A 26,007-nucleotide genomic window follows, 5' to 3' on the forward strand; every position below is an offset into this window, starting at 1 on the left:
TGCATATTGCAGCACCTATTAATATGAATTATCAGGAAGATATTATGAAAAAACTTTCCCTAGCATTATTGGCCAGTGTGGTGTTATTAGCAGGTTGTGCCCCTGAAGTGGGTTCAAAGAAATGGTGTGAACAGATGGATACCAAAGCTAAAGGCGATTGGACAGCCAATGAAGCCAAAGATTATGCCAAGCATTGTATTCTGCGCTCTGACGATTAACACTTTAGACCGCTAACCCCTTCATGCGCCAATAACCAAGCTTTTTTATCAACGCCACCGGCATAGCCGGTGAGTGTTTTATTAGCGCCGATAACGCGATGGCAAGGCACAATAATCGAAATCGGGTTTTTACTATTGGCTAAACCCACCGCGCGCATGCCTTTTGGATTACCAATTTGTTTGGCGATATCACCATAACTGGCGGTTTGGCCATAGGGTACGGTGAGAAGCGCCTGCCAAACATGCTGCTGAAAAGCAGTGCCCTCTGCCGCCAGCGGTAATTGAAACAGCGTTAACTCACCGGCAAAGTAAGCAGACAACTGGGCTTTCGCTTCGCGCGTCCATTGCGGCTCAGTGCTCGGCTGCTGTTGTCTTAGGCAAAACGTCACCGCAACCACACCGGCCTCGTTCGCCACAATTTCTAATAAGCCCAGCGGGCTCGCTAAGTAATCAATACCTTGCATCTTTATCTCTCTGCGCCATCTTGGCGCAACTGAATGACCTAACTGTTAGATTGGATAACCGCGAAAAAATTGGACTGCTTCTGTGTTAAAAAACCTAAGGTAAGTGCACTCATAAAAAGCCATCTCGTTTACGCTAAGCACTAAGCGCTGTTTTAAGCTGAATATTTAAACGCAACAATCGAAATCCTAACTGATCCTTGCCGATTAATATACCGAGATAACCTTTACAGCCTCACCCATTTTGTCACTAGAAGCATCAGCAATCCTCGGACCACACCCCGATACACATCTGGCCATTTACCAGAGAGTGGCCTTACCTGCCAGAAGAGGACAACTAAACATGCCAAGGTAAAGGCATTGAGCAGTATGTTAAGTGACGTTATTTGGAGAGCGTTGCGTCGGTTAATTCTTTACCGTCTTTTTTATAGATGACGCCGTTTTTCATGACTAAGTTGACATCAGATAAACGGTTGATATAACGCAGCACATCGCCTTTTACCGCAATAATGTCAGCATATTTGCCTTCACTGACTGTGCCAAGTTTATCTGATACGCCCATCATTACTGCAGGCCAGTATGTGGCTGCACGAATGGTATCCATGGCTGAAAACTCCATCACATCGACCCAAGCAGCTAACTCGTTCCAGGTACTTTGACAATGAAACTTGGTTGGAATGCCACTGTCGGTACCAACTAAAAACACGACACCGCTTTCTCGCAGTTGCGCAATTTTATTCTGTAAGGTTGGTTTTCTTAATGGCGTTAATTGCATATAGGCAAGTTTACCTGGCTGCGCTAATGACTGTTTTATATCCGTAATGGTGTCGGACTTTAAACCGCGCTGCCAGCAAGTATTGTCAAGGTGCTCAGGATTAGCCACCATGGCATCATAATTCCATAGTCCTTCGACTGTTGGGGTCCAAAACAGCGGTCCACCCGATACGCGGCCAGTGGCGGTACGTTCTTTTAACAAGGCTAAGACATCGTCCGGAAAGCCAGGAGCAGTTGTCAAACCAGTATGCTCAAAATTATCAACCCCGATGGCTAAACCACGTCGAATTTCATTGGGCCGATGCGCATGAGCAACCACTTTTAAGCCATGCTGATGAGCGCGTTCGACAATAGCCTGCGCTTCTTCTAAGGTCATTTGGTCTTGATCAATTAGCTTAATAATATCAACACCTGCTTTTGCTAGCTTATCCACTTTTTGTTGCGCGTCTTTGACACTGGTAATACTCCAACGAAAAGCTTCAGTGCCTGGATAGGCTCGGTGTTGTAAAAAGGGCCCTGAAATAAACAGCCTTGGCCCTGGGATCTCGCCTGATGCAATACGCTGTTTCACATTGACAGAGTCTTCTAAGGGGGCTCCTAAATCACGGGCGCTGGTGACACCAGCGAGTAATAATTGCAGTGCACTAGCCGGCATAATTTCATCAGACAAGCGGTTAATGTAGGTTTTATCCCAATGTACATAATCAGCATGACCATTTAGCATCAGGTGAGCATGGCTTTCCCAAAGACCAGGCAAAACATCCATACCTTCGGTAGAAACCAATTGATAATCATTGGGTATAGGAAGAGTGTCGACAGTCCCGACCTTTTGAATAACACCATCCCGTACTAAAATGACACTATTTGCTAGAGGGTGATGACCATAGCCATCTATTAACCGTCCCCCGACTAGGGCAAAGCTTTCTGCACTTACTGTACTCACCATCGCCATTAAACTTAACATGAATGCAAAAACCTTCATATGTAAAACCTTATTTTGATTATTGTTTTTTGTAGACTATAAAAATATAGTTAATTACAGCTTTGTGCCATGTGTTCTATCGGATATAAACAGTCAACTGTCTGACCCAGCCCCTATTACAGCCGCTTTTAATATTCATTGGACCAACCCCCGAAAAAACCCAGCACACCTCCGACCACACTCTGAGACACATCTGACCACACTCCGAGACAGGTTGGACCACACTCAGACACCGGTCTGACCTGTCTCGGAGTGCGGTTGGACCAGTGGGTTAGGTGGGGTAGCCGGTGATGTCGCGGATTTTGTGATATAGCGGCTGGAGTTGGCGGTACATTTTCAAATACACTTCCCGATACAGTCGTTGATATTGCGCAGCGATAACCGGATCAGGCAAATAACGCTGCGGTAGCTGGCACATGGCAGCAATAGCGCTGGGGTAATCTGGGTAGCGGCCTAAACCCACCATGGCTGAGATCGCCGCACCCAGCGCTGACGTTTCGTGGGTGTGCGGTCGTTCAACCGGCAGATTAAAGACGTTCGCAGTTAATTGCAGTATTTCAACGCTTTTAGCACCGCCACCTGATACACGCAGCGTTTGAATAGGTTGGCCATTTCGTCGTTGCAGCCGCTCGCTGCCTTCTTTTAAGGCATAGGCTAACCCTTCGATAATGGCACGATAGACATGGGCCCGCTCATGCACATCACCAAAACCAATCATCGCGCCTTTCGCTTCAGGCCCCGGAAAGGTAATGCCCGGTGACCAATATGGCTGGAGCATTAATCCCATACTGCCGGCAGGTACGGCTTTTAACAGCGCATCAAACAGTTGCTCAGGTTCTATTCCTTGTGTTGTAGCCGCTTGTCGCTCTTGCAAACCAAACTGTTCTTTAAACCAACTGACTAGCCAAAAACCGCGATGAATCATCACCTCACTGGTATAAGCATTCCCGTGCGCGGCTGGATAGGCCGGTAACCAGCGTAGCGGTTCTACATAGCGCGAGTTTACTGTGGTGATGGTAGCGGTAGTGCCATAACTGATACAACCGATGTCAGGCGTTAACCCGCCACACCCTAACACTTCACAGGCTTTATCCGAACCGGCCGCCAATAGCGCTAATCCTGCTGGTAAACCCAAATCAGCCGCGGCCTCTGCACAGAGTTTTCCTATTGGCTCACCCGCTGCGACTAAACGTGGCAACTGATGGGGTTGTATCGATAATGCTCGCCACTTCCAGCTAAAACGGCTGGCCCAACGTTGTCGTTTAAAATTAAAAGGCAAATAGCCAACTTGTGCTGCTGTGCAATCGGTAAGTTCGCCGGTTAAGCGCCAACTTAAATAACCTGACAGCAGTACATAATGCGCGGTCTGCTGCCAAATGGCTGGTTCGTTACTGGCTAGCCAGTTTGAAGGAGCGCGTGTTTGAAATCGATGTACAATGGCCGCTGCACCAACGACCTTAAATAGTACTCGACGCCACCCCAGAGGAGGCAACGGAGTCGCTTGTCGTTGATCAAGCCAAATAATGGCAGGCCGTAAGGGCTGTTTGTCTTTATCTAGACAAAACATCGTGCCTCGTTGGGTGGTTAACGTCATAGCCGCTAAAGCAGAAGCTGGAACAGCACTTACTTGCCATAGCTGCTGACACGCTTGTTGTAACGCTTGCCAATAGCTGGCCGCTGTTAATTCTGCAAAACCAGGCGAGGTAGTTTGATAGGCCGGCATCGACTGCTGGCCTTTTGCCAAGATGTTGCCATGCTGATCAATAATGATGGCTCGCACACTTTGCGTACCAAAATCAATGCTGAGTATGTAGGTCGGTTTACTAGAGGCTGGTGTGGTCATGATATAGCTTATTACTTTTACGCTTTGCCAAGCAGAGTAACGGATAGCTTCATGAGATGCCAGACACAGCACAAAGCCTTCCGAGTAAAAAGTTGTATTTTTTTTCTGCAAAAAAACCACGGCTAAATACCGAAAAACATTGCTATCAGCAGTCAATGTGCTATAAATGAAAGCGCTTACATTAAAAAGACGCCAATAGACAAGACGTCAATTAACAACCCAAAAGACAAGGGAGCCTTTATGGCAGCATCACCTCTATCAAACCCGGCCGAAACGCATATGCAAAACAACCCGGGGAATTACCGTTTTGCACTCACGGCACTGACCACATTGTTCTTTATGTGGGGCTTTATTACCTGTCTGAATGACATTTTAATTCCCTACCTAAAGCAACTATTTGACCTGAGTTATACCCAGGCCATGTTGATCCAATTTTGCTTTTTTAGTGCTTATTTTATTGTCTCTGTACCCGCAGGGATTTTGGTTGGCCGCATCGGCTATCAAGCAGGTATTGTCACTGGCCTACTGATTGCAGGCGCGGGCTGTTTGTTGTTTTATCCAGCCGCTGAAATGCATGTGTATGGGCTGTTCTTATTGGCGCTGTTTGTATTAGCGTCCGGTATTACCATTCTGCAAGTTGCAGCAAACCCCTATGTTAGCGCCCTTGGTAGAGCAGAAACCGCGTCTAGCCGTTTGACGATGACGCAAGCCTTTAACTCGCTGGGTACGACAGTGGCGCCATTCTTTGGTGCCTGGTTAATCTTTGGCGGTAAGGATGCGCCAGCTCCTACCGCTACTGAAGTGACAGAATCAACTGTGCAACTGCCTTACCTATTATTGGCGGCAAGCTTAGTAGTTTTAGCGATCATTTTTGTTTGGTTAAAACTACCCGCCATGGGCAAAAAAGAGCCCAGTGCAGCGGTACCGCTGCAAGGTAGCGCCTGGAAACAACGGCATTTAGTATTAGGCGCGCTGGGTATTTTCGTTTATGTCGGTGCCGAAGTGAGCATTGGTAGCTTTTTAGCTATTTACTTATCGTTACCTGAAATTGGCAACATGACGACGGCCGCCGCTTCACACTATATTTCCTGGTATTTCGGTGGTGCTATGGTAGGCCGCTTTATTGGTGCCGCTGTAATGCAAAAAGTAGATGCGGGTAAAGCGCTGGCATTCAATGCTATTGCTGCCGTGTTATTACTGGCCTTAACCATGCTGAGTGAAGGCAAATTAGCCATGTGGTCATTACTGTTTATTGGCTTGTGTAACTCTATTATGTTCCCAACCATTTTTAGTTTGGCGATCAATGGTTTAAAACATATGACCAGTCAAGGCTCAGGTATTTTGTGCCTAGCTATTGTCGGTGGCGCCATTTTACCTTTAGCGCAAGGCGCCTTAGCCGACCGAATTGGCGTACAACCTGCCTTTATCCTGCCACTACTTTGCTACATTTATATCGCTTATTACGGCCTGATTGGTTCAAAACCTCAGGTTGTTACAGACGCAGCTAAGGATTGATGATGAAACTTAAGACCTCCCTTAACCGCCAAACCCTGTTACTTACCTTAACGAGCACCTTAGTGCTAGCCGGGTGTAATAAGGCGGTAACACCACCAGACACTGAACAACCAGCAAACATCTGGCCAGTACTGAATTTACCCGTGGCACAAGATCCAAAAATTGAGCAAGCCATTACTGAGTTAATGGCACAGATGACCTTAGAGCAAAAAATTGCGCAGATGATCCAGCCGGAAATTCGTGATATTACCGTCGAAGATATGCGCAAATATGGTTTCGGTTCATACCTAAATGGCGGCGGCGCTTTTCCTAACGATGATAAATATGCCACGCCAGCCGATTGGACCGCCTTAGCAGAAAAAATGTACCAAGCGTCAATTGATGACAGCTTAGATGGCAGCAAAATCCCAACCATGTGGGGTACTGACGCAGTACATGGTCACAATAACGTGATTGGCGCGACGATTTTCCCACATAACATCGGTTTGGGTGCGGCCAATAACCCTGCGTTAATTGAGCAAATTGCCGAAGCTACCGCCCGCGAAGTGATGGCGACGGGCATTGATTGGGTGTTTGCACCCACCGTTGCGGTAGTGCGAGACGATCGTTGGGGCAGAACCTATGAAGGCTATGCTGAAGATCCGACCATCGTACGCAACTATGCTGCAGCCATTGTGCGCGGCTTACAAGGTGCAGCGGATGCTGACTTCCTGGGCGATCGTCGCGTGATCAGCACCGTTAAACATTTTGTTGGCGATGGCGGCACTACTGGAGGTATCGACCAAGGGAATACCGAAGTCAGCGAACAAGAACTGTTTGATATTCATGCCCAAGGCTATGTGGGCGGCTTACAAGCCGGAGCACAAAGCGTGATGGCCTCATTCAATAGCTGGAATGGTAGCAAAATTCACGGCAATGGCTATTTGTTAACAGATGTGCTGAAAAAACGTATGGGCTTTGATGGCTTTATCGTGGGTGATTGGAATGGCCATGGCCAAATTCCTGGTTGTACCAATGATAATTGCCCACAAGCAGCCAATGCCGGTTTAGATATCTACATGGTACCTACCGCAGCGTGGAAGCCGCTTTACTACAATTTGATTGAGCAAGTAAAAAGCGGTGTGATCAGTCAAGAACGTGTGGATGATGCGGTTCGCCGTATCTTACGCGTGAAAAAGCGCGCCGGTCTTTTTGATAAACCTAGCCCCGCCAATCGCCCATTAGCCGGTCGCATTGAACTGATTGGTGCGGCAGAGCACCGTGCGGTAGCACGTGATGCAGTGCGTCAGTCCTTGGTGTTATTGAAAAACCAAAATAATCTACTGCCATTAAATCCGACGCAACGCATTTTAGTGACAGGCCCAGGCGCAGATAATATTGGCCAACAATCAGGTGGCTGGACTATTAGCTGGCAAGGCACCGGTAACACTAACGCTGACTTCCCAGGTGGTACCTCAATCTATGCGGGGATCCAGCAGCAAGTTAACGCAGCAGGTGGTAGCACTGAGTTATCAGCTGATGGCAGCTTCTTGCAAAAACCCGATGTAGCCATCGTGGTGTTTGGTGAAGAGCCTTATGCAGAAGGTAACGGTGATATCGATAACCTAGAATACCAGCGTGGTAATAAAGCTGATTTAGCTTTACTGCAACAGCTTAAAGCACAAGGTATTCCAGTTGTGTCATTGTTTATCAGTGGCCGAGGCATGTGGGTCAACCCAGAGCTTAACGCCTCTGACGCCTTTGTCGCGGTATGGTTACCGGGCAGTGAAGGCGCAGGTGTGGCCGATGTTATTTTAGCTAAAGCAGACGGCACACCGCAGTATGACTTCCACGGTAAATTATCGTTTTCATGGCCTGCTAACCCGCAGCAAACGACGGTCAATGTGGGTGATGCCGATTATGCACCTCTGCTACCATTTGGTTTTGGTTTACGTTATGGCGAAGCAGATGTATTAGGTAATCAATTGTCTGAAGATGCTGGTGATGCTGCTGGAGAAACCGAAATGGCCATTTTTGAGCGCGCTCCGCGTTCACCTTGGCAATTACAATTGCGTAGCGGTACTGACACGGTGACCGTTGGCAGTAGCGTACAACAGCTAGGAAGTATCAGCAGCCGTACCTTTGATAATCTGGTACAAGAAGATGCGCGCCGCTTTGAATTTACGGGTGAAGAAGCCGCTAGCTTAATTTTTGGTAGTCCGTTTCCACGTGATTTGCGAGCCTTTGGCAGCGCAGAAAGCGTGTTAAGTTTAACCGTGCAGCGCCATGGCGCAGTACCGGATAGCGTATTATTAGGCATGCAGTGTGGTGCAGATTGTACGGCTAGCCAAAATATTGCTGCGGCACTCGCCGCCATGCCAGAAAACGAATGGCAGCAGCTCACTCTTAATATCAGTTGCTTTCAACAGCAGGGCTTAAATTTGGCTCAGGTGTTTGAAGTATTGAGCATCAGTACTTCAGGCAAGCTGCAATTAAGTTTGTCAGATGCACGCATTACCAGTAATGCCAGTACCACTGCGCTGAGTTGTGATATGTAAAGCGCCTTTGCCGTATAAAGCCCAGCTACCTCGCTGGGCTTTTTTATGCTTGCGATTTGCAGCCTCGTTTTGCTACTTGATGCACAGAACCGTTGTCGCCCTTTGCTTACTAACCCCTTCGCGCTGGGTTATGGTTATCCTTATATCGTCTCATTGCCAAAAGCTTATTCTATGTAACTCATTAGTGCCTTCGCGCCACTTAACCGTTCACTTTAATAGTGCCTCTGCTGTGCTGCGTGTTACGCCCTTTGATATACAATTGCCGCTCAGCCCGTATCCTTTTTAGCCTTACTGACCTATTGCAAGGTGGTTTCTACCTATAAAAGATAGGTTTACATGTCACCGGTAAATTCAAGTGGTATTGGCCGTAATGTAAACGAGTGCAGGGGGTTGAGCATGAAGAGTAACGGCGCGGATAGCAGCAAGAAAAAACACTCAGCAGACAGCGTAGCAGCATGATACGCCAAGCTCATTTGGTTTTAATACAAAGGTTAAGGCAAAAAAAGTGCCCGCAAGCGGGCACTAAAGAAACAACAGGGAGAAGCAACGCTTAGAACCGATAACGGGCACCTAAGATATAACGTGGACCATATTGACGAGCAAACAGGAACTGCTCTTCGTAACGGCCATAACCTTGCTCGGTTTCGTTTGTCAGGTTGATCCCTTCAAAGAACACGGTAAAGTTATCAGTGACATCTTTGTTGATGCTGATGTCCCATTGCGCATAAGCCTTAGCAAACTGCGGTGGTGCATCAGACGAACCTTGGCTCTGGCCTACCCCGATTAAATAACTGTCACGCCAAGCGTAAGTTAATTTTACTGACCAACCATAGTCTTCATAGAATAACTGTAAGTTAGCAGAGTTACTCAGGCCGACTAACGGTGTTTGTTGCGTTAAACTTTCAATATCAAATTCAACGTCACCGTTAACGATGGTACCGTTAATACCAAAACCAAAACCGGTTTCACCTAGCATATGCTGCCAAGCGGCTTCGATACCGTCTACCGTCTTAGTATCGTCGATATTTTGTGGTTGGCTAATACTCCAAACAATTAACGGATCAGCACTGGTCGGTGCAATTGCACCGTTAGCATCACCATGGCCATTGGCTAACAACTGATTATAAATAGCCGTGTCGGTAGGTTGTTCACCGCGCGCCGTAATATCAGCAACCGCTTGTTGATAACGTGGACCATTTAGAATGTCATTTAAACCTTCAATAGTAATATCTGTAATGGTATTACCGATAAAGTTTTTCACGCTCTTCCGATAGTAACCAATGGCGGCATAACTACCCGGTGCGTAATAATACTCTAGGCTTAAATCGAGGTTAGTTGACTCATACGGTTGCAGATTAGTATTACCCTGGCCACCACTACGCGAACCGGGTTTTGGACTGCCACTTAAACTACGACCGCCAGCCAAAGCACCTAAAGGTGCGCGAGTGATGCTTTTACCAATTGATAAACGACTGACTAAGTCATCGGTAATATCAACCCGTAAATCCATCATCGGCAATAAGACGTTATGCGAACCGGTCAAGGTTAAGTAGTTAGCATCACCCGGCTCATATTGCATGATCCATTCAGATGGGCTAACCCAATTCACTTGGCGCTCTACATCTTGTAGCACCGTACTAGTGACATCGGTTTGTTCATAACGTACACCAACATTCAGCTGTACCGGGAAGTCTGCCACTTCAAATTCCCATGCAGATTGTAGGTAGATACTGTCTGTTACTTCTTGTACATAACTTTCGCCATAAGGGCCATAAAACGCATCTGGCACATACGCATTGGCGCCTAACAGTGTTTCAGTTAAATAAGCCGTTTGCCGAGCCACGGCTTCATCGTAGCTATAGCTGTAATAATAATTACTGACTAAGCCATTGCCACCACCGGCAAACTGATCAAGGAAGTTACCGGTATCACGCCGAGTAAACATACCGTCTGGGAAAATAAACGTATAGCTTGGGTTAAAGCCTGGGCCACCACGTAAGCCACTCCAAGCGTTTGAACCACTTAAGTTTTGATCAGTACGAGCAACACCGCCTTTAATTGAAACCAACGGAATATTAAAGCTCGAGTTAAACCAAGTGCTATCCAACTGAAACTGTTGAATATCTGACTCACCTGGTGAATCAAAAAACTGACTAAAGTTAGAATCAATTTCACCTGGGTTTAATACATTGCTACCGTTGCGCCATAAAATGTACGCTTGTGGGATCTCGCCGGTACGGTAATCATAAAACTTGGTAATAAGTTGATCAGAACCTAAGATCACCTGGCCGCTATTACCGCTGCCTTTATCGGCACCGTTATCGGTTTTATTGTTGGAATCATGAAAGTCGAAACTGACGTTCAAATCATCGGTGATCTGCCAATCCATATTAAAACCGATAGACGCAGCTTTAACTTCTGTGGTGCCTTTACTCGCAGTAAAAGAACCATCATCCCCGCTGATATCAGCAAAAATGGCAGTACCGCGCTCATCTAACTCATAAGCATTGATGTTATCGCCAAAGTTATTCCAAATACCCCAACCAATACTTTCACTTCCAACTAAGGCACGGCTGCCAGTGTAATCAAGGGTAAAGGTAATATCATCGGTAGCCGCATATTGAAAGGTAAGCTGACCGGTCGTTCTTTCCCGTTGAAAATCAGCAATGCCGTAGTTCATATCTTTTGGAAAGAAGTAATTGCCGGTTGGTAAACCATCGGCTCCCAGTGGCCGCCGATCGATAACCTCAGTAGGGTTATTAGGTAGCGGCACGTTTGCTTGCCAGCCTTGAATATTGGCATTTTGGATTTGGAAATCCCGACGGGCCGAAGCAAAAGACACCGCCACACCAAAACGATCATCCGCAAAGGTATTGCTGTATAACGCTGAAAACTCAGGGGTGACATCTTCGCCTACTTCATTAGAGCTGTCATGCACAGCTTTCCCCATCATGGCAAATTTCTCGCCTGGGCTTGCTAGCGGTTTCGAGGTAACGATATTTACGGTAGCACCTAGACCACCGCTCGGGTTTTCTGCTCGCGCGGTTTTGTATACTTCTAGGGCGCTAACGCCCTCAGAAGACAGGTTTTCTAAGTTAAAGGAACGGGTAAAACCGGTACCGGGCATCTGACGGCCATTTAAGGTGATCAGGTTAAACTCAGGGCCGAAACCCCGTACGGTAATTTGGCTACCTTCACCATTTACTCGGCTTACCGAAACACCGGTAATGCGTTGTAACGATTCAGCTAAGTTCGTGTCTGGGAATTTCCCCATCTCTTCAGAAGAAATCGCATCAACGACGCCTGACGATTCACGCTTAACGTCCATTGAGCGAGCTAAGCTTCCCCGAATACCACGGACTTCGATTATTTCAACTTGCGGCTCAGCTTCAGCAGCAGTTGCTTCTTGTGCCTGTAGTGGCAGCATCATACCGGCAGTCAATACTACAGATACTGCTGCAGCTACTCGACTCTTAGTAAAAGTTATTGGTTTCATAATTATCCTACTCTTGTCGCACTGCTTAGTTATTGGCAATTTTTACGTTATCAATTTGATATACCGCGCCCTGGCCTGTACCCCACGCTGGGAAGACCATTAACACATTGATATCACTGATATCGAGGCCGGCATCAAATAGACTTTGCAGTGAAAAACGATAAGTGGCCCACTCACCCGTTACCGGAGCTTGGTTATTATTACCAGAGGCCAAGGGTAACTCGACCGCGGTCGCTGCACCTGTTGACTCTACTTTGAAGAACCACGTGCTGCTGGTATTGGTTGGCGCAGTTACCACCCGCATATCAAAGCTAATGCTGCCATTGGCTAACAGTGGCGTGGCATTAAAGGCGCCATCGGCTTTTGCTAAGAAACCCAATACGGTTTCTGGCCAACCCAAAATTTCAAACTGAGCCACGTTGCCATACGGCGCACCTGCATCAACCACTTTTGGCGTTGAACCGGCACAACAGTCCCATAGATCCCACTGCGCATTGACGTTATTGCTGAACACATTAAGCGAACCATCACCGGCAGCCGCAGCGTTTGGATTGAAGATTTTTACGTTATCAACACGGAATACCGCACCGTTGCCGGTATCCCAAGCAGGGAAGATCATCAAGACATCGATTGAGCTGATATCTAAACCTGCATCAAACAAACTTTGGATACTAAAGGTGTACGTTGCCCATTGACCTGTTATCGGAGCTTGTCCCGCATTACCGGCACTTAATGGCAGTTCTACGGCAGTGTCACCTCCTGCTGCTTCAATTTTAAACATCCACGTTGAATTAGCATTTGCTGGTGCATTAACCACTTTCACTTCAAACTGCACCACACCTTCAGCTAACAGGGCTGACGCATCAAAAGCCATACCTGAACCTAAAGGCGCACGGTTGAAGAAACCTAATACGGTAGGTTGAGGACCCACGGCAAATTCAGCCACAGTACCATGCGCTTCATCGTCCATCACTTCAATTGGGGTGCTACCACCACAACAATCCCACAATGGCCACGCTGGATTCGTTTGATCTGTAAAGATCACTAATTCAGGTGAACTGCTCGGTTGAGAAATTTTTACATTGTCCATCCGATATACTGCGCCATTGCCGGTATCCCAAGCAGGAAACACCATCAGCACATCAATAGCAGACAAGTCTAAACCCGCTGCATCTAGTGCTTTTAACGGGAAGGTATAGGTTTGCCATTGGCCAGTAACCGGAGCCACACCTTCAGAACTCGCAGTAATCGGTAATTCAACAAAGGTAGTGTTTTCGTTACTTTCTACTTTAAACATCCAAGTAGAAGCCGGGTTAGATGGCGCTGATACCACTTGCATATCAAAACTGATGCTGCCGTTTTCAATTAACGGTGACGCATCAAACGGCGAGGCTTGACCATTTGGATCGGTGATGAAAGCAGATCGTGAGATAAAGCCGTTTACGGTAGGTTGTGGACCCACTAAAAATTCATAAACATTACCACGGTCGGCATCAACAACCAGGGCCGGGGTAGAACCACCACAACAATCCCATGCTGGCCAGTTTGGATTAGGCGTGCCATCAAAAATAGTAAGGTTACGCGCAATACCAGATGACGGTGGCGACGGGATCGGCGCTTTACCTTCTACTAAGGTTTCAGCATCTTTGTAGCCAGCACGAATGGTTTCACAACCTTTACCAGTATTCGGGTTTTGGTCGCATTGATACACGCGCACCCATTCCACTTCCATGGTTTGGCCGTTTGCTAACGCTGTTTCGTCAATACCCAGGTTATTCACGTTTTCTGGCCAGTTGCCACCGACAGCTAAATTCATGATTAAATAGAAACGCTGATCAAAGGGCGCGTTATTCCACTGGGTTTCCAGCTTACCGGTAATGTTATTGAAGTTTTCAACAAACCAACCACGGTGGCTTAAACCGATCGTTTCGCCTTTGCTGTTGGTACGAACCTTTGAGGCCATTTGCGTTTGATACAAATAATCGTTTACATACCAACGAATTTCGCCTTCCTGCCACTCGATGGCATAGGTATTAAAGCCATCAGCAGGGTTAGCGCCAGCAGGTAAACTGTATGCTTTACCGCTGTTTACATTGTTTGGCCAATCACGACCATAGTGCAGCGTGCCATAGACTTTGTTTTCTACCACACCGTCACCGTCCACGGTTTTTAAGTTAACCGCTTCAACAATGTCGATTTCGCCTGATTTTGGCCAACCGCCATACACTTCATCCGTCGACATCATCCACACGGCTGGCCAAGTACCTTGACCTGACGGCATTTTGGCACGCACTTCAATACGGCCATAACGCCAATCACCTTGATAACGGGTGTTAAGACGAGCAGATGTGTAAGGTAAAGGTGCACCCTCTGCCGCAGGTTTAGCCACAATTTTCAAGCTACCGTTAGAGACAAAAGCATTTTCTGCGCTATCGGTATAGCATTGTTTTTCCTGGTTTCCGCCACCTTGACAGTTAATTTCAAAGTTCCATTTACGCCGATCAATACTAGTGCCATCAAATTCATCACTCCAAACCAGTTTCCAATCAGAGACTGGTTGTTCGGTGTTAACAGCGGTAAAGTCTGAGTTTGTTGTAACGTCTCCGCCACATGCACTTAAACCCGCCAGCAGCGCCAAAGCGGCTAGGGATTTAGCGTTATTCATTATTTTAGTCATACCCTGAGTTCCTGTTTTTAACCTTGTCACGCCGGCATTTGCCCACAGCAAAGCACCCAATTTCATGTAAGCGCTTACATAAGTTAGGCCAATATCATGTAACAGTCAATTAACTGTTTAAAAAAACCTCAAAAAATATTGGTTAAATGTTCCGAAAACAGCACGGCTGTGCATTGGTTAAAAATCCAGCAATGCATGCAGCACTGGCAAGAAACTTAGTTCAGGGTGAATACGCTGTGTTATGTCGCAGAAAGACGAAAGGTAAAATAAATGGCTACGAGGCTCAGCAGCGCAAAGAAGCACAGTACAGCGGTTACTGACCATGCAGCAAACAAGGCCGCTATTGCGCCTACAAGCAACAATAACACGCCCATCAGGCTATTACTTAAGGCAACATATTCGGTGCGTTGGTTACCGGTGGCGATATCAACCAAATATGTTTTACGCCCCAACCTCACCCCGGCATGGCTGATGTTTAACCACACAAAGAGTAAAGGGTAAAACCAACTATTCTCAGTAGCGGGTAAATAAACAATCGGCAACACACAACCCAACAAGGTTAAAACCGCGGCCAGCTGCAGTACTTGCTTACTGCTTCGATCAGCAGCTTTACCCCAAAGACTGGCGCTAACAGCACCCGCCACGCTGCTGGCGAGTAACAGTAACATTAAGGTTTGATGGCTATTATTTTGTTGTTGCGCCAATAACACGACAAAGGGCTGCACTAAGGCTGAACTTAATAACAAACCGCGGCAGATAATAAAATTGCGCAGCACCTTATCGGTTTTTAATTTACGCACATTTTGCCACGCCGCTTGCATTGCATTAACGCCGCCGTCGCTGGCACCAGCTTGCTCGCGGATCGCCGAAAACAGTGCGCTTGCGCCAAACCATAATAGCGCTGCTGCCAACAAAAACCCAGCATAAAACCAGCTGTGATGGCTATCTTGCTGCAACAACCATAAAGATATGACTGCGGTGATAACACCTGAAACAGACGTAGCTAAGCCAGTTAAACGGCCGCGCCGCCCTTTGGGTACGGTTTTTCCTAAGACATCTTTTTGCGCCACCGAATTCAAACCACGCGCCAAACTAAAACAAGCTAACAGTATTAAAATAGCGACACCCGCTTGGCGCCCCTCGAGCGAAAGGGCAACCAGCGCCATCCCCAGCAAACTGCTAGCTTGCAGCACACTGCCTAACACCAGAAAGGCTTTACGTTTAGCAAAGCGCCGAACCCAAGCCCCAATCATTAACTGCGGCAACATTGAACCTGACTCCCGCAGCGGCACCAACCAAGCGATAAAACTGGCGGGCGTACCCAGCGAGGTCAGTAACCACGTTAAGATGGTTTTGGGGTTAGCTAATAAGTCGGCCAAGGCAGTGCAGCATTGACTGCATAACAACAATAAATAATTGCTCGGTAAGGCAGTACAAACCTCATCAGGGATATCCTTGCAGGCACGACCATCAGTATCATCGGCCAACAACTGATAGAGCTGTTTGGTCGGTTTTGCTGCTGGCTGATCTGGCATAGACACTCCAAAATCGGACAAAGCTTGTACGAAGAACAACCGCGGCTATCGCCAATGATTGACCGCGGCAATGAGATAGAACTAAACGATAAGGTGAGTGGAGTCGCGACTGATTAAATGCGGTTCAAACACTTGCTGCACCTCGGTATCCGCTTGCTGATAAACCTGACTGAGCACCCAACGTGCCGCCATATGCCCCATTGCACTGATCGGATAATCAATGGTGGTTAATTTAGGGTAGGTGTAATAAGCAAAGTTAACGTTATCAAACCCGACAACAGAAAAATCTTCAGGAACACTATAACCTAGCTCACGCGCTGTAGTCAGTGCACCAGAGGCCATTTCATCGTTAGCACAAACCACCGCGGTAAAGGGCTGTTTGCTTGCAATGATACTCTGTAAGCCTTCGCTACCACCCGTTTCTCGAAAGTCGCCTTCAAAAAATAACCCGGTATTGAGCGCACAGTGAAACTCTTGTAATGCCCGCTGGTGTCCAGCATAACGCTCGCGCGCGTCCGTTTTCCACATGGGGCCAGCAATATAGGCAATCTGCCGATGCCCTTGCTCTAATAAATGCTGAGTGGCGAGATACCCACCCAATTCGTTATTTAAACTGATACAGCGATCGGCTAAGGCATCGATATGCCGGTTTAACAATACAAAAGGCGTATCACCCTGCGCCAACTCAATAAGATAGTCGTCAGATACCGCTTCGACATGCAAAATGAGTGCGTCGCAATTGCGGCTTTTTAAAAACTCGATACCGTCTTGCTCGGTTTCACGTTCACTGTGGCCCGCAGCAATAATCACGTGCTTACCCGCAGCACGAAACTCGGCTTCAATACCAGTTAACATCGCACCATAAAAAGGGCCATGTAACTCAGAGACTAAAATACCAATGCTGTTAGAGCGGTTAGAGGCCAATGATTGCGCAATACTATTAGGCCGATAACCTAACTCGGCCATCGCCGCCAACACTTTTGTCCGTGTGGCTTGCCGCACCGGCGTATTATTGTTCATCACGCGCGATACGGTCGCCAGCGACACACCCGCCGCTTTTGCCACTTCATAAATGGTTGCCATTTGCGTCCTATTAGCCAAAATTTAACCTCGCTAGCTTAGCATTCGCTAGTGTCGAGCAGCAAGATCAGTGGCGATTTGCTGTACACGGGCATTATACAAGGTATAGCGCGTCATCACGATGGCAACTAACACCGAACAAACAGCTGGCCAGAAGGTAAAGCTAAGTAATAAGCCGTTCAGCGTTTCGGCAGATTGTACCTGATTGGCTTGATAACCGTAAAACGCTAACAACCACCCCGCTAAAGCACCACCGACCGCCAAACCTAATTTAATAAAAAATACGATAGAGGAATACACTAAGCCGGTCACTCGAATGCCTGTTTTGTAATGACCATAATCAACCGTATCGGCCATTTTTGCCCATAATAACGGCGTAGCCATTTGCAGGAAGAAACTCCAGAAAAAGTGCAGGGCAAACGCCATTTTTACTTGCTCGGGGCTGATAAAGAAACCCAGCACACAAATCACGGCTGAAATAAGTTGCAAGCCAATATAGGCTTTTACTTTATCCACTTTAGTGGATAACCATTGCGCCATCGCCACACCGGCGATATTGCCGATCATACCCAGCGTAACAAAGGAGGTGACCAGATCGTCTCGACCTAAAAAATATTTTACGTAATAAATCGCCAGAGTATTACGCAACACCATACCGGTTAACAAAAATAGCGCAGCAACACATAAAATACGCCACTGATCGTTTTGCCATAAAGTCGACATGCCACTGCGTAATGTTATTGTTTGATTCGCTGGCGCGTGAACTCGTTCACGAGTACCGGCAAAACAGAGTAAAAACAATATCATACCTAACAGGCTCATGGCGGCGATGGTCCACTGATAGCCTCGCGCCTGATCGCCCTGACCAAAGTATTCTACCAGGGGTAAGGTACAGGCGGTTACTAACAACCCGCCTAACATACCAAAGATAAAACGATACGTTTGCACCGAAACGCGCTCATTTGGATCGGCCGTTAATACGCCACCCAGGGCTGAGTATGGAATGTTAATCGCGGTATAGGCCAGCATCAGCAGGGTATAAGTGGCAAAGGCGTACCAGACTTTACCGCTTTCAGAAAAATCTGGGGTGGTAAAAGCTAAAACACTACAGAAGGCGAAAGGCAACGCCAGCCAAAGTAAGTAAGGCCGATATTTACCATGTCGACTTTTAGTGTTATCGGCCAGTGCGCCCATTAACGGATCGGTCACGGCATCAATGATCCGCACTAACAAAAACATACTGCCGACGATAGCGGGCGAAATACCGAAAATATCGGTGTAAAAAAACGTTAGAAATAACATCACTGTTTGAAAAATGATGTTACTGGCCGTGTCACCTAGGCCGTAGGCTATTTTTTCTTTTTTACTCAGCATAACCGCTCCTGCAAACAGACCCTGAGTTAACGCCGGTTAGCGAACACGTCACGTAACGCTATGGCACTATTCTTTAAGGTACGTTGTTGCGTAACATAATCAACATAAACAATACCAAAGCGTTTCGCATAGCCTTCAGCCCATTCAAAATTGTCCATCAAGCTCCAGGCGAAATAACCCTGTATATCAACACCAGCCTTGATAGCATCTTCCGTAGCTTGTAAGTGTTGCTGAAAATAATCTACCCGATGCTGATCGGCGACTTTATCTTGCAGCAAAGTATCCGGCATGGCGGCCCCATTTTCAGTAATGTAAATGGGCGGCAACGTATAACGTTGGTGCAACGCCAGCAGAATTTCAGTTAAGCCTTTTGGATATATTTCCCAGCCCATATCCGTTAATGGCGGTGTTGTTGGTGGCACATCACTGAACCAGCCTTTTTCATTGGCCCGATAGACAGTGCGGGTGTAGTAGTTTACGCCGAGGAAATCTATTGGTTCAGCAATAATCGCCATATCACCGTCAACCATTAGTGGTTGTTCATTTGCGGCTAACTCTGCTAACAAAGGAGGGTAACAGCCTTCGAGTAGCGGTTGCAGATACCACTGATTATGGTACTGATCCGCCATCTCGGCCGCACGCACATCGGCTGCACTGTTAGAAGCCGGGTGACACGGGCTAAAATTAAGCACAATGCCATTTTTAGCATGTGGAGCATTTTTCCGCAGTACGCGCATGGCTAACCCATGCGCTAACAACAAATGATGGGCGGCTTGTCGACCTTGTTGCCGATTTTGAAACCCTGGTGCGTGGATCCCCGCTTCATAACTGAGATAGGCACTACAAAACGGCTCATTTAGCGTGGCATAAGAGTACACCTTATCTCCAAAAGCCTTTGTTACGATATCGGTATACTCGGCAAATTTATAAGCGGTATTCCGGTTTAACCAACCACCGTGATCTTCAAGATATTGCGGTAAATCCCAATGATAAAGTGTCACGAAAGCCTTAATATTTTTGGCTTGCAGCGCATCAAGTAACTGCTGATAAAAAGCTAAGCCCGCTTCGTTAATACTGCCATCACGGTTAATCACCCGCCCCCAAGCAATCGAGAACCGATAGGCATCAACGCCTAAACCGGCAATCAGCTCAATATCATCACGCCAACGAGCAACATGATCACAAGCCACTTTGCCGTCGGAATTATCTTTGATCCGACCCGGCGTATCACAGAAGGTATCCCAGATGCACGGCTCACGACTATCAGCCGCACCTTCTATCTGAAAAGAAGAGGTTGCTACGCCAAAAACAAAGTTAGGCTGCAATAAAGGAGAGGTTTTTGCTAGAGTTATCTTCATCAGTTCTGCCAAGGTTCGCTAAAGCCGAAAGTCGCTGCAACAATACAAAGTAGTTACTTGCAGCACGGTATTATGCTATATATGAAAGCGCTTACATCATACTAGACGGCCTAGACACTGTCGTCAAATATAATACACAAAAGCGCTTAACGGCATAAAGAGTCACATCACTGATTGCACCGTATATCAGTACAGCAAGCTTTTTAGTTAGACTTTTCTTTTAAAAACAACCCCAGGTGAACACTGGATACCTAGGAGGCAATAATGCGTTTTAATTTACCTTTACTGGCTATTAGTAGCACGTTGGCGTTAGTCGCTTGCAATCAGCTACCCGAACCCAGCACGCCATCGGCCAACATCGCTTTTGCCGCGCCGGCGGGTTGGCAATTAGTCTGGCATGATGAATTTGAGGGTAAACAGCTCGATCGAAGCAAATGGACCCCAGAGCAAAATTGCTGGGGCGGCGGTAATGATGAACAACAATGCTATACCGACCGACCAGAAAACATCATGGTAAAAGATGGCCTGTTACACCTCATCGCGCGAGCAGAAAACTTCTCCGGCCCAGATATTGTTGAAGATGCCGCGAACTTTGATCCTAAGCGACAACGCACCTTACCTTACACATCTGGCCGCATTCGCAGCAAAGGCCAAGGTGACTGGCGTTATGGCCGCATCGACGTCAGCGCCAAATTACCCGGCGGTCAAGGCAGTTGGCCGGCGATTTGGATGCTACCCACCGATAACGTTTATGGTGCCTGGCCGTTATCAGGCGAAATTGACATTATGGAAGCGGTCAATCTCGGCACCCAATCAGATGAAGAAAATGCGGCAATGGGTGAGCCAGAGCGACGCATCCACGGCACTTTACATTATGGCAAACGCGCGCCGAACAATACCTATTCTGGAGAAAGCTACAAACTACCGGCAGGCGCCAGCCCCACTGACGGCTTTAATACCTACAGCATTGAATGGGAAGAGGGAGAGATCCGCTGGTACATGAATGGTGTGCATTATGCCACCCGCACCAGTGCCGATTGGTTTACCGATGCCGCACAAATTATGCCCGGCATAGGTGAGCATGCACCCTTTGATCAGCGTTTTCATCTTCTGTTAAATTTAGCGGTGGGCGGCAATTGGGCTGGCAACGTTAATGAAAAAGGTATCGACGCTGGCATATTCCCACAAAGCATGCAGGTTGATTTTGTCAGGGTTTATCAAAAACTTTGATTAACAAAACAAAAAGCCGCTACAGACGACTGTAGCGGCTTTTTTTAAGATTAGCGTTATTTACTCATCGCGGGGCAATAGCTTTGTAAAAACGTCTGATGACTGGGTAATTGCGCCACTAACCGCTGATTTTGCACTTTGATTTGGTTGAGGAAATGACTCAGTTCCTCTTCACTCATTTGATCCACTATCGGATGATAGTGTTCTGGCAGCAAACCTTGGCCCAACATCACTTGCGTCCATGAGTTCTCACCAAATAACTCGTTCGGCACTTTAAATACTCGGCCCGTTTCTTTGAACAAACGAATACGATGGGCAAGGGATTCAGGAATAGGCATGCTTTGACAGTGTCGCCAAAATGCCGTGTCGCGCCGCGCCGTCACATAGTAGTGCAAAATAATAAAATCACGAATATTCAGCACTTCATGTTCAGTTTGCTGATTAAACTCATCAACATCTGCTTGGCTGACGCCATTAACTGGGAACATTTGTAACAAACGCACGATACTGCGTTGAACCAAGTGAATACTGGTCGACTCTAGCGGCTCAAGAAAACCACTGGCCAAACCCAAGGCGATACAGTTTTTATTCCAGTGCTTACGGCGCATGCCGGTTTTGAATTTGATTAGTCGAGGTTCGGTCAGTAACTCACCATTGACATTGGCCAGCAACAACGCTTTTGCCTCATCATCTGAATAATACTTACTGCAATACACTAAACCATTACCGACTCGATGTTGTAGCGGTATTTGCCACTGCCAGCCAGCACCATGCGCGATGGAGCGGGTATATGGCACCGGCTCACGCGTGGCACGGGTTTGCACCGCAATCGCCGAATCACAAGGCAACCAGTGGCTCCAATCATCAAAGCCGGTATGTAAAGTTTGCTCAATTAACAGTGCGCGAAAGCCTGTACAATCAATAAATAAATCGCCAGCAATGCGCTCACCGTTCGTCATCTGTAACGCTGTAATATTGCCACTTTGCTCACAGGTTTCAACTTTAGCAATTTTACCTTCAATCCGCGTTGCACCATGTTTCTCAGCCATAGTCCGTAAAAACTTTGCATATAAACCGGCATCGAAATGAAAAGCGTAATTTAGGGAACGATTCGGCAAATGCGCAAACTTTGCCGCTTTTGACGCCAATAACTCCGGGCAATAATCGCCGTAATCACTGGCTAAGCCGATTTGCTGACCTTTTAACCAGAAATGCTGAAAGCCCGCCGCCCAGCAATCTTGGCCAGTGGTTCCAAAGGAGTGAATGTAGTCTTGGCCTTGATCACGCCAGTTTTCAAATTGAATACCCAGTTTAAAAGTGGCTTGGGTGGCAGCCATAAATTCTGCTTCGTTGATACCCAGTAGCTTATGCAGCGTCAATAACGGGGGTATGGTCGCTTCTCCCACCCCCACAGTACCGATATCTTCACTCTCGACTAAACAAATTTCAAAATGTTTACCCATTAACTTGGCGATAGCGGCTGCCGCCATCCAACCAGCGGTTCCACCACCGGCAATCACCACGCGTTTAATTGCTTGCGACTGCATTTGGACCTCGTTGTTATCGGTTAAGTTTATTTAACAGTTCAGCACGCACTTGCCGTGCCACAGGCTCAGTTAATGAACCTTGCAAACCACGTAAATGTTCAGGAATATGCGCAATTTGTCCTTCACCAAACACATAATGCTCAAAGTGTGCACGCCATGCCGCCTTTTGCTCTGCCGGTAAAGTGTTAATACTCAGCATCGCCAGCTGCAATGCCAGTTGTGGACTGGGCAAATAACTAGGGCAGTCGCGCCACCAAAAATTCATCAGTACATTGAGCGAGCTTAGCGCTTCTACATGATGCCACCACATACTGGGAATAATGAGCGCATCACCAGGACCAAGTTCTACCACTTGCGCATGTTTCATCGCTTCGGCGAATTTGGGAAATTGTGTCAGATCGGGGTTGGTAAAATCGACCAAACTAATCGCTCGGCCTGCAGGCGAAACATCCAGCGGGCCAATGTACAAATTGGCTAATTGTTCAGGTGGAAACAAGGTGAAACGTCGACGCCCAGCCACTACCACCGCCAAATTTTGCGGAAGATCAGAGTGTGCCGCTACACGACTTTGATTGCCAATCCATAAGCTGACCAGCGGATCTTTGCCCTGTTGCGCCAACGCCGGCACGTGTTGTTGTTGCAACCACTGCGGAAACCAACGCGGTACCAAAGTAGCACCAACATACCAGTGCGCTTTATCCTGTGATGCCGCTAACAATTGCCCAAGTTTGGCATTTACCGGCTGAAAGTTAAAACCACTAAAATTAGTATTGTAAAATACTCGGCCACCACTACTCGCTTCGCTAATATAAGCAGTCAGTGGTTCACCACTATAGTGGCTGAGCAAATAATCATTAATGGCGGGCTGCCCTTGTTTAGCCGCACAAACTGCAGGCCAGTGCGCAGCAAAATCAGGCAAGTGCAGCGGTATAGCGCTATTCAGTACATCACTGCTGATGCTATCCGCGGTTACGCCGGTTAAGCTTGCTACCGGTTGCGCTGCAGGCCACATCTTAGTTGCTTGCCAACAGCTGATTCTTAAAACCAATCAACCGCGCAAACTGTGCTTGCGAAGCCAGCATCATGTAAATGGCCTCTAAGTATCCCGCCTGCTGTAACTGCAACAATTGCTCGCCGCTCAGTTGCGCTAACCGTGGCTCGTTAATCGTATAGAAACCATGCAAACTGTGCTGCTGGCCATTATTTAACGTAACATCCAGTACAAAAGACTCAATCAACTCCAGTGCCAATAGTTGCTGCGTAAAGGCCTTAGCGTCGGTAACGCCATGATGCAAAGTCTCTAATTGTGCCGCCACTTGCTGCAAATAAGACGTTTGACCACCAAACTCTAAAAACAACGGCTCACCCGAAGCGCTATTGACTCTCGGATGTGAGGTATCGATATTGATCACGCGCTCACCCTGTTGCAGGCCAATGGTAAAAGGCTCACGAAGGATATCTAGCGGCACATAACCCGCTTGCCATCCTTGCTGCTGCAAAAATAGGTTTTCACCCGATTGAAAACCGAGCAGTAACACCGGCATAAATTGGCCGCTTTGGCCGTCTTTATAAAATAAGACGGGGTAATAGGCTTGGGCAGCGCGGAATTCAGCTGGAAAACTCAAACAAAACATTTTGTTATCGCCAAGCTCTAGGCTGCGCTCAGTAAGGATTTTCACACCAAGATGGTCAACGTTATTGAGTAATTCGATAGTAGCCATCGGCTCCCCTTTAAATCTTTTGTAAGCCATGAGCTTTAATTTGGTTTAATAATTCGCGATTACTGACCAAGCCCGCTCTGAGTTGTTGTGTTTTTTGTTGTACTTCGGCAAACGCTTGGTTAGCACGTAATCCTAAGCTTGCCTTTATTGGCCGCTCACTACTAGGTAAATGTCGCATGCCATACAAAATATACTGGTAACTGGCAGCCGGAAACAATTCTTCAGCCATCGGTAAATCATAACGACTTGGCACAAATTGTTGCCACATCATCAACTTTTCTTGCAGTGACGAAGGTATCGAGTTGTCGGCACGCTGGGCCAGCCAATAATCGCTATCATCACGTGTTGACAACACATAATGCAACTTTAAAAACTCGACGATTTGTTGCCAACGATAGCTAAAGGTTTGATTAAAGCGCTCAGCGATCACGGCCTGTTGTGCCAAACTGCGTGGCAATTGCTCGCTAATAAACTTGGCTGATAACTCAACCATCACCAAGGCTGACGCTTCCAGCGGTTCAATAAAGCCTGCCGCCATGCCGACTGCCACACAATTGTGCCGCCAAAACTGTTGGCGATAGCCCGGCGTAAACCGAATAAGCCTCGGCTGGTAGCGGGCTGTAAATGCCTGCTCTGATAATTGCAGGTACTGCGCAAGCGTGCTGACCGCCTGATCCTCGCCGGTATGACCACTGTGATGCACAAAACCGACACCGCGACGGGTCGGTAAGCCGATATCCCATACCCAACCTTGTGATTGGGCAGTGGCCAAGGTTGCAGAGGCAATTGGCGTGCGTTCATCGTCGTAAGGCACTTGCACTGCCAAGGCACTGTCGTTTAACAAACAGTTTTGCACACTGACCAGGGGGGTTTGATAGTGCTGGCCGATAAGTAAACTCTGTAACCCCGAGCAGTCCACAAATAGATCACCGGTTAAAGCACCATGCTCAGCAGTTTGTAACGCCGCCACACGGCCATCTGTGTGGCTTTGCACAGCAACAACATCATCCACAATATGCTTCACCCCAAGCCGTTTGGCATGCTGGCTTAGTAAGGCAACAAACTTTGCCGCATTGAGGTGATAGCCATAATTTTGTAAGAAGGCATATTCTGGAGTCGCGATGCGTTTAGGGGCTAAACCCGCAGCAATCACGGCAGGCTGGCTAGATACGGCAGCGGCAAACTCGACTTGCTGATGATGACTAAACCAAAAGTCAGCAATATCTAGCTCATTGGCCGCTACTGGCGGCGTAAAAGGATGGTAATAACAATCTTGCGGCGATGAGCTACGCCATTGGCGAAACACACTGCCTTGTTTAAAGCTGGCATCGCAGCTGAGAATAAATTCTGTTTCAGAAATTCCAATTCGCGCTAATGTCGCGCGCATTGAAGGCCAAGTCCCCTCACCAACACCAATGGTGGGCACAGAGGCAGACTCGATCAAACTGATATTTACATGTGGGTCTGTTTGATGATCTGCAGCTAAGATAGCGGCAGTAAGCCAACCCGCACTACCACCACCGACAACCACAACATCCACCTGCCCTTTAACAAAAGGCTGTTTATTTTCAGTGGTTGCTGGTTTATCCGTTGCGAGTAACTCGTTTGCTTGCATCATAACTACTTCTTGTAAAAAGTAGCCATCTTACGATGGCTACT

At 47.3% G+C, this 26,007-nt stretch carries 17 protein-coding genes; 4 read left to right on the plus strand and 13 right to left on the minus strand.

The features are described 5' to 3' along the window. The first annotated feature begins 44 nt into the window (after positions 1–44). Positions 45–218, plus strand: coding sequence for a DUF3012 domain-containing protein (locus L1N97_RS05640; protein WP_226750620.1), 174 nt, complete (start codon positions 45–47; stop codon positions 216–218). Here L1N97_RS05640 and L1N97_RS05645 read toward each other — a convergent pair. The 3 genes from L1N97_RS05645 to L1N97_RS05660 form a co-directional block, all read right to left on the minus strand. Then, entirely contained in the window at positions 215–682 is a 468-nt protein-coding gene (locus L1N97_RS05645; RefSeq protein ID WP_268964573.1) for a methylated-DNA--[protein]-cysteine S-methyltransferase, read from the minus strand. The genes L1N97_RS05640 and L1N97_RS05645 overlap by 4 nt on opposite strands. A gap of 379 nt (positions 683–1,061) precedes the next feature. After that, positions 1,062–2,435, minus strand: a complete 1,374-nt coding sequence (locus tag L1N97_RS05655) for an amidohydrolase family protein (RefSeq protein WP_236129101.1) — start codon at positions 2,433–2,435, stop codon at positions 1,062–1,064. A 271-nt stretch (positions 2,436–2,706) separates the two neighbouring features. Continuing rightward, positions 2,707–4,278 (minus strand): FGGY-family carbohydrate kinase, encoded by a 1,572-nt coding sequence (locus L1N97_RS05660; RefSeq protein WP_236129102.1) that lies wholly within the window; start codon positions 4,276–4,278, stop codon positions 2,707–2,709. A gap of 240 nt (positions 4,279–4,518) precedes the next feature. On the opposite strand from L1N97_RS05660, the gene L1N97_RS05665 reads away from it, so the two are divergent. Continuing rightward, entirely contained in the window at positions 4,519–5,793 is a 1,275-nt protein-coding gene (locus tag L1N97_RS05665; RefSeq protein WP_229586191.1) for a sugar MFS transporter, read from the plus strand. A 2-nt stretch (positions 5,794–5,795) separates the two neighbouring features. Next, on the plus strand, positions 5,796–8,330 hold the full coding sequence (locus L1N97_RS05670; RefSeq protein ID WP_236129103.1) for a glycoside hydrolase family 3 protein: 2,535 nt from the start codon (positions 5,796–5,798) through the stop codon (positions 8,328–8,330). A gap of 550 nt (positions 8,331–8,880) precedes the next feature. Here the strand turns inward: L1N97_RS05670 and L1N97_RS05675 are convergent. From L1N97_RS05675 to L1N97_RS05700, 6 genes are all read right to left on the minus strand, one after another. Then, positions 8,881–11,826 carry a TonB-dependent receptor gene (locus tag L1N97_RS05675; RefSeq protein WP_236129104.1) on the minus strand — a complete coding sequence of 982 codons (2,946 nt, stop codon included), beginning with the start codon at positions 11,824–11,826 and terminating at the stop codon, positions 8,881–8,883. A gap of 25 nt (positions 11,827–11,851) precedes the next feature. Next, positions 11,852–14,503, minus strand: a complete 2,652-nt coding sequence (locus L1N97_RS05680) for a glycoside hydrolase family 16 protein (protein WP_236129105.1) — start codon at positions 14,501–14,503, stop codon at positions 11,852–11,854. Between the two features lie 239 nt (positions 14,504–14,742). Continuing rightward, entirely contained in the window at positions 14,743–16,038 is a 1,296-nt protein-coding gene (locus L1N97_RS05685; RefSeq protein ID WP_236129106.1) for an MFS transporter, read from the minus strand. 81 nt (positions 16,039–16,119) lie between these two features. Beyond that, positions 16,120–17,121 carry a LacI family DNA-binding transcriptional regulator gene (locus L1N97_RS05690; protein ID WP_236129107.1) on the minus strand — a complete coding sequence of 334 codons (1,002 nt, stop codon included), beginning with the start codon at positions 17,119–17,121 and terminating at the stop codon, positions 16,120–16,122. 45 nt (positions 17,122–17,166) lie between these two features. Next, positions 17,167–18,492: a glycoside-pentoside-hexuronide (GPH):cation symporter gene (locus L1N97_RS05695; RefSeq protein ID WP_229586185.1), complete on the minus strand. Its 1,326-nt coding sequence runs from the start codon at positions 18,490–18,492 to the stop codon at positions 17,167–17,169. A gap of 26 nt (positions 18,493–18,518) precedes the next feature. Further along, complete coding sequence (locus tag L1N97_RS05700; protein ID WP_236129108.1) at positions 18,519–19,850, minus strand: GH1 family beta-glucosidase; 1,332 nt, start codon at positions 19,848–19,850, stop codon at positions 18,519–18,521. Positions 19,851–20,114: 264 nt separating this feature from the next. Between L1N97_RS05700 and L1N97_RS05705 the strand changes: the two genes are divergently transcribed. Beyond that, the gene (locus L1N97_RS05705) at positions 20,115–21,080 is read left to right on the plus strand and encodes a glycoside hydrolase family 16 protein (RefSeq protein WP_236129109.1); all 966 of its coding nucleotides are present in this window, start codon (positions 20,115–20,117) and stop codon (positions 21,078–21,080) included. A 56-nt stretch (positions 21,081–21,136) separates the two neighbouring features. Here the strand turns inward: L1N97_RS05705 and L1N97_RS05710 are convergent, their stop codons facing one another. The 4 genes from L1N97_RS05710 to L1N97_RS05725 are packed head-to-tail and all read right to left on the minus strand — an operon-like array spanning position 21,137 to position 25,966. Further along, on the minus strand, positions 21,137–22,627 hold the full coding sequence (locus L1N97_RS05710; protein ID WP_236129110.1) for a tryptophan halogenase family protein: 1,491 nt from the start codon (positions 22,625–22,627) through the stop codon (positions 21,137–21,139). Between the two features lie 13 nt (positions 22,628–22,640). Continuing rightward, positions 22,641–23,639 carry a cupin-like domain-containing protein gene (locus L1N97_RS05715; RefSeq protein ID WP_229586181.1) on the minus strand — a complete coding sequence of 333 codons (999 nt, stop codon included), beginning with the start codon at positions 23,637–23,639 and terminating at the stop codon, positions 22,641–22,643. A 1-nt stretch (position 23,640) separates the two neighbouring features. Beyond that, positions 23,641–24,348, minus strand: a complete 708-nt coding sequence (locus tag L1N97_RS05720; RefSeq protein WP_229586180.1) for a SapC family protein — start codon at positions 24,346–24,348, stop codon at positions 23,641–23,643. A gap of 10 nt (positions 24,349–24,358) precedes the next feature. Then, entirely contained in the window at positions 24,359–25,966 is a 1,608-nt protein-coding gene (locus L1N97_RS05725; RefSeq protein WP_236129111.1) for a tryptophan halogenase family protein, read from the minus strand. Positions 25,967–26,007: the final 41 nt, after the last annotated feature.

The organism is Rheinheimera sp. UJ63 (assembly GCF_021568285.1).
Taxonomy (GTDB): Bacteria; Pseudomonadota; Gammaproteobacteria; order Enterobacterales; family Alteromonadaceae; genus Alishewanella; species Alishewanella maricola.

What these genes read in the sequence shown, in the direction of transcription:
- L1N97_RS05640 (WP_226750620.1), top strand. Translation starts at nt 45, where the DNA reads ATGAAAAAACTTTCCCTAGCATTATTGGCCAGTGTGGTGTTATTAGCA.
- L1N97_RS05645 (WP_268964573.1), bottom strand. Translation starts at nt 682, where the DNA reads ATGCAAGGTATTGATTACTTAGCGAGCCCGCTGGGCTTATTAGAAATT.
- L1N97_RS05655 (WP_236129101.1), bottom strand. Translation starts at nt 2,435, where the DNA reads ATGAAGGTTTTTGCATTCATGTTAAGTTTAATGGCGATGGTGAGTACA.
- L1N97_RS05660 (WP_236129102.1), bottom strand. Translation starts at nt 4,278, where the DNA reads ATGACCACACCAGCCTCTAGTAAACCGACCTACATACTCAGCATTGAT.
- L1N97_RS05665 (WP_229586191.1), top strand. Translation starts at nt 4,519, where the DNA reads ATGGCAGCATCACCTCTATCAAACCCGGCCGAAACGCATATGCAAAAC.
- L1N97_RS05670 (WP_236129103.1), top strand. Translation starts at nt 5,796, where the DNA reads ATGAAACTTAAGACCTCCCTTAACCGCCAAACCCTGTTACTTACCTTA.
- L1N97_RS05675 (WP_236129104.1), bottom strand. Translation starts at nt 11,826, where the DNA reads ATGAAACCAATAACTTTTACTAAGAGTCGAGTAGCTGCAGCAGTATCT.
- L1N97_RS05680 (WP_236129105.1), bottom strand. Translation starts at nt 14,503, where the DNA reads ATGACTAAAATAATGAATAACGCTAAATCCCTAGCCGCTTTGGCGCTG.
- L1N97_RS05685 (WP_236129106.1), bottom strand. Translation starts at nt 16,038, where the DNA reads ATGCCAGATCAGCCAGCAGCAAAACCGACCAAACAGCTCTATCAGTTG.
- L1N97_RS05690 (WP_236129107.1), bottom strand. Translation starts at nt 17,121, where the DNA reads ATGGCAACCATTTATGAAGTGGCAAAAGCGGCGGGTGTGTCGCTGGCG.
- L1N97_RS05695 (WP_229586185.1), bottom strand. Translation starts at nt 18,492, where the DNA reads ATGCTGAGTAAAAAAGAAAAAATAGCCTACGGCCTAGGTGACACGGCC.
- L1N97_RS05700 (WP_236129108.1), bottom strand. Translation starts at nt 19,850, where the DNA reads ATGAAGATAACTCTAGCAAAAACCTCTCCTTTATTGCAGCCTAACTTT.
- L1N97_RS05705 (WP_236129109.1), top strand. Translation starts at nt 20,115, where the DNA reads ATGCGTTTTAATTTACCTTTACTGGCTATTAGTAGCACGTTGGCGTTA.
- L1N97_RS05710 (WP_236129110.1), bottom strand. Translation starts at nt 22,627, where the DNA reads ATGCAGTCGCAAGCAATTAAACGCGTGGTGATTGCCGGTGGTGGAACC.
- L1N97_RS05715 (WP_229586181.1), bottom strand. Translation starts at nt 23,639, where the DNA reads ATGTGGCCTGCAGCGCAACCGGTAGCAAGCTTAACCGGCGTAACCGCG.
- L1N97_RS05720 (WP_229586180.1), bottom strand. Translation starts at nt 24,348, where the DNA reads ATGGCTACTATCGAATTACTCAATAACGTTGACCATCTTGGTGTGAAA.
- L1N97_RS05725 (WP_236129111.1), bottom strand. Translation starts at nt 25,966, where the DNA reads ATGATGCAAGCAAACGAGTTACTCGCAACGGATAAACCAGCAACCACT.